Raw genomic sequence first — 5,443 nt, 5'->3', positions numbered from 1 at the left:
GCCTCATTTAATCTCCATTGACTTCTCAACCTGGCCTGAAACCACCATTTATGCCCTGCTCACCCAGGCAATGGAGCAAACCGATAAGGCCCGGCATATTGCCTCGTTTTTCCTGCAACACACCACCATCGAACAGCTTGGTAAAATACCAGCAATGGTGACCAGGGCACTTGCCAACCAACTCAGTGACAAGCTGATTAAACACGATAACACTTTTAAAGAAACGTTATACCAATGTGTAGTTGATCATTTTGCCCCTATTACAACGTTCATTCCACCAGGCATTACTCCAGGCATTGCTCCGCGCGTACTGGACTGGCTGATCGATACACCGCTGCTGAAGCCGGTCTTATTGAAACTTCAACAAAAGGGAATAGATGTATTGTCAATCACATCATGCCTGGCCAGCTGGCAGGTCTCTGATTTTTCCCACGAGGATATGAAAAAGTTACTGACACCCCATGATTGCCAGCGACTGTTCAAACAGGCTCTTATTCTGAGGCAGGTCGAAACCCTGTCCAATCTTCTGTTAACCGGTCATTGTGATCAATTGACCAGTATCGTGAACAATGATCTGGACACCCCCCTGGCGTGCTTTGCAAGCTCCGGTAATTTGCCTGGATTGGAATACCTGTTGAAACCGGGCAACCCGCAGGTTAGCCAGAAAAATATCCATGGCTCGACGCCCCTGCACATCGCTGCCGAAAACGGGCACGTAGCGTTCGTCAGGGCGTTACTGACCATTCACGGCATTGACGTCAATGTGAAGAATAACAATGGCGTGACCCCCCTGTACTATGCTGCCTTGAGAGGTCACGCAGAGTGCGTCACGGAGTTGTTGAACACCACAGGCATTGACGTCAATGTGACACATAACGATAGCTTGACGCCCTTGCACGGTGCTGCCTCAGAAGGCCACGTAGTGTGTGTCAGGGCGTTATTGACCGCCGATGGCATTGACGTCAATGTGCAGAATGACGATGGCTATACGCCCCTGTACTGTGCTGTCGCAGAAGGCCACGCAGAGTGCATCAAGGAATTACTGTCCGCCGACGGCATTGACGTCAATGTTAAGTGCTTCTATGGCTATACGCCCCTGTACTGCGCTGTTGTAGAAGACTTCGCAGAGTGCATCAAGGTATTACTGACTGCTGACGACATTGACGTCAATTTGACTTCGTCTTCAGGCATGACGCCCCTGAGCTGCGCTGCCCAATCTGGCTATACAGACTGCATCATGGTGTTATTGAACGCCAAAGGCATTGACGTCAATATGGCACTACCTGGGCACCTTACGCCCCTGCAGTGGGCTGCCATAGGCGACAACGTAGAGTGCGTCCTGCTGTTATTGAACGCCAAGGGCATTGACGTCAATGTGAAAACAATCAAGGGTCTCACACCTCTGCACTGCGCTGCCGAATTTGGCCGGGCAGGGTCTATCAAAGCGTTACTTACAGCTCCCGGCATTGACATTAGTGTAAAAAGCAGCGACGGCTTGACGCCCCGGGACACCGCTCGCAAAAAAGGCCATGCAGAGTGCGAAAAACTGCTGATTCCACTTTTTCCTGACCCGGGACTTGGCTCTGGTAATTGATTAGCCCGGACTGAGTAAAATGATGAAGTTATTCCGGGACAAATTCAAAGGGGGGGGGTGAGGGAGCACATTTATGAAATATTCGGGTCAGGGTCGGCAGTTCCCGGTTTATTCGTTACCTGTTTTTCCCACGCCAATATCACCATATTCATTTTAATAGCTAAAAATTCAATAATTAATGCAAGCCATTAATATGCAACTTTTCCACTATTTTGCAATCAAATATGTCCAAAACAAATAGGACATGGACAAATTCATGCTTTCGTTAAATACAGAAATCAACTCAATACTTTTCCAACCTTGGCAACCAGATACAGTTTCTGAAAAGCCACCAATACCAACGGTTGTCCAGCAGCCAGAATATATTGAATTGCCCGGGGTTCATTGTTACGAGGAACTGGAAACCCATGCCGCCTTTCCTGAGATAAAAACCCGTTTCCTGAATGATATTGAGGAGATGAAACAACTGGTACACCCCTACGTTAATGATCAATACGATACATCAATAGATATTTTTCACGAGAAACTGGAATCACCGCCTGAACATCTTAAAAACATCCTGCTCACCCAGTATCGTGAGACACGCTTCCAGATTCGACAGTTAGTCATGCAACTCAGGGATCAACAACACGATCCAAATGTTGACAGCGAGAATTACATCGCCGGGATACTTCATGACTGCCTGAGCGACATTCAGGAGTGCGCTCCCGTTATTCACGACCGCTTTACCCTGAGTTTTCTTAATTTGGAAGCCTTACGGGGAGGGCTGGGCGGGAAGCTCTTCAATGTCAGGAGTGAGCTGTTTGATCAATTTATCCAGTCTTTCCTGCTTGAGCTGCAACGGGAGAGGTTGGTTGATATACCACCAGGCATGGAGGTTCACTGGAAGCACAGTTTGCACAATCTTTTCTGTGAGCATCTGGGGCTTCCCCATATCGTTGACACTTCGGCACCGACCCATCTGGGTGATGACCTTACCCGGCGATTTCTTGCGGCTGCATCACTGTCAGTCAATGCCTGTACCATCCTGCGTCAACTCTCGTCCGGGTGGTCTGACCAGCTCAGTGCAACCCTGCAAAAACTGGGTGTACAGGTATGGGAAACCGACGTTATTGCCCCCTTTGAACTGACTTCAGAGAGAATGGGGACGCTTGAAAGCGCACTCTTTAAACCGGTCAATCATTTACTGCAAACAGGCGGAGAACAGTCCCTTGATCTCAGGACCGTCATCGAAGAAACTGGCGATGGCAACTATTACCTTGGCCGGTACCGGGAAAAGTTACTGGCCTGGGTGGCCAACCATTTCTGTGAATCATCGGCCAAGGTGTTCGCCACTATTCCTGCAGGTGTCGATTCGGCCTGGTATATCGGCACCATCAACCAGCTTTTCTTCTGGGTATTTAATCATGACCAGTACTTGCCGACGGGGCTGGCGTGTACTTTTAATGCGAATAATCACACCTCGCTGACATTGCCGCATTTAATGTCCATTGACTTCTCAACCTGGCCTGAAACCACCATTTATGCCCTGCTCACCCAGGCAATGGAGCAAACCGATAAGGCCCGTCATATTGCCTCGTTTTTCCTGCAACACACCACCATCGAACAGCTTGGTAAAATACCAGCGATGGTGACCAGGGCGCTTGCCAACCAACTCAGTGAGAAGCTGATTAAGCACGATGACACTTTTAAAGAAACGTTATACAAATGTGTAGTTGATCATTTTACCTCTGTTACAACGTTCATTACTCCCGGCATTTCTCCAGGCATTGCTCCACGCGTACTGGACTGGCTGATCGATACACCGCTGCTGAAGCCGGTCTTATTGAGACTTCAACAACAGGGAATAAATGTGTTGTCAATCTCATCACGCCTGGCCAGCTGGCAGGTCTCTGATTTTTCCCACGAGGATATGAAAAAGTTACTGACACCCCATGATTGCCAGCGACTGTTCAAACAGGCCCTTATTCTGGGGCAGTCAGAAACCCTGTCCAATCTTTTGTTAACCGGTCATTGTGATCCATTGACCAGCTTCTTGAACGATGATCTGGACACCCCCCTGGCGTGCTTTGCAAGTTCCGGTAATTTGCCTGCATTGGAATACCTGCTGAAACCAGGCAACCCGCAGGTTAACCGGAAAAATATCCATGGCTCGACGCCCCTGCACATCGCTGCCGAAAAAGGGCACGTGGCGTTCGTCAGGGCGTTACTGACCATCGACGGCATTGACGTCAATGTGAAGAGTAACGATGGCTTTACGCCCCTGCACTGTGCTGCCTCAGAAGGCCACGTAGTGTGTGTCACGGAGTTGTTGAACACCACAGGCATTGACATCAATGTAAAAAATAACGATGGCTTGACACCCCTGCACTATGCTGCCTCAGGCTACGTAGTGTGTGTCAGGGCGTTATTGGCCGCCGACGGCATTGACGTCAATGTGCAGAATGACGATGGCTTTACGCCCCTGTACTGCGCTGTCGTAGAAGGACATGCAGAGTGCATCAGGGAATTACTGTCCGCCGACGGCATTGACGTCAATGTTAAGTCTGTCGATGGCAATACGCCCCTGTTCTGTGCTGTTATAAAAGACTTCCCAGAGTGCATCATGGCATTACTGACCGCCGCCGACATTGACGTCAATGTGAGGTCTGACGCAGGCATACCCCTGAACTCGGCTGCCGCGGCAGGTAAGGCAGAGTGCATCTCGGCGTTATTGACCGATGACCGCATTGACGTCAATGTGATATCTGACGAAGGCTTCACGCCCCTGAGTTCCGCTGCCCAATCTGGCCATACAGACTGCGTCATGCTGTTATTGAACGCCAAAGGCATTGACGTCAATATGGCACGACCTGGGGGCTTTACGGCCCTGCACTGGGCCGCCATAGAAGACAACGTAGAGTGCATCGCGCTTTTATTGAACGCCACAGGCATTGACGTCAATGTGAAAACACTCAAGGGTTTCACGCCCCTGTACTGCGCTGCCAAATTTGGCCATGCAGAGTCCATCAAAGCGCTACTTAAAGCTCCCGGCATTAACATCAGTATAAAAAGTAACCGTGGCTTGACGCCCCGGGACGCCGCCCGCAAAGAAGGCCATGCAGAGTGCGAAAGACTGCTGATTAACCCTTTTCCAGATCCAGGACTCAGCTCAGGTAATTAAGTAGTTAACCAAATGAAATCGTATTTTCTGACTAAGTGGGCAGTCACTCTGCGGCGTTACAACTACGGTCACATAGCTACGGCTATGCTCCCTACGTTGTGCCTTGCATAGTAACTGCCCACTTAGCCAGAAATATACGATTCCATTTGGCCAACTACTTAATAGCTATCCAAAATAAATTCTGACATTGGATAAATTCATGCTTTCGTTAAATACAGAAGTTAACTCAGTACTTTTCCAACCCTGGCAACCAGATACCGCTTCTGAAAAGCCACCAATACCAACGGTTGCCCAGCAGCCAGAATATATTGAATTGCCCGGGGTTCACTGTTACGAGGAACTGGAAAACCATGCCGCCTTTCCTGAGATAAAAACCCGTTTCCTGAATGATATTAAGGAGATGAAACAACTGGTACAGCCCTACGTTAATCATCAATACGATTCATCAATAGATATTTTTCACGAGAAACTGGAATCACCGCCTCAATATCTTAAAAACAGCCTGCTCGCCCTGTATCGTGAGACACGCTTCCAGATTCGACAGTTAGTCATGCAACTCAGGGATCAACAACACGATGCAAATGTTGACAACCAGAATTACATCGCAGGGATACTTCATGACTGCCTGAGCGACATTCAGGAGTGCGCTCCCGGTATTCACGGCCGCTTTACCCAGAGTTTTCTTA

3 protein-coding genes are annotated in these 5,443 nt (G+C 49.0%); all 3 read left to right on the top strand.

Translation table 11 applies throughout. From position 1 onward, the window contains the following. The coding region (locus ACO6VE_RS23775) for an ankyrin repeat domain-containing protein (protein WP_422463908.1) at positions 1 to 1,594 on the top strand (1,594 nt) is incomplete at its 5' end. 256 nt (positions 1,595 to 1,850) lie between these two features. Next, positions 1,851 to 4,757: an ankyrin repeat domain-containing protein gene (locus ACO6VE_RS23770; protein ID WP_422463906.1), complete on the top strand. Its 2,907-nt coding sequence runs from the start codon at positions 1,851 to 1,853 to the stop codon at positions 4,755 to 4,757. Positions 4,758 to 4,956: 199 nt separating this feature from the next. Beyond that, positions 4,957 to 5,443 (top strand): hypothetical protein (locus tag ACO6VE_RS23765; RefSeq protein WP_422463904.1); only part of this gene is annotated, 487 nt, incomplete at its 3' end.

It is taken from the genome of Endozoicomonas sp. ALB115 (genome assembly GCF_049310245.1).
Lineage (GTDB): Bacteria > Pseudomonadota > Gammaproteobacteria > Pseudomonadales > Endozoicomonadaceae > Endozoicomonas.
This window is presented reverse-complemented; position numbering and strand designations above follow the sequence as displayed.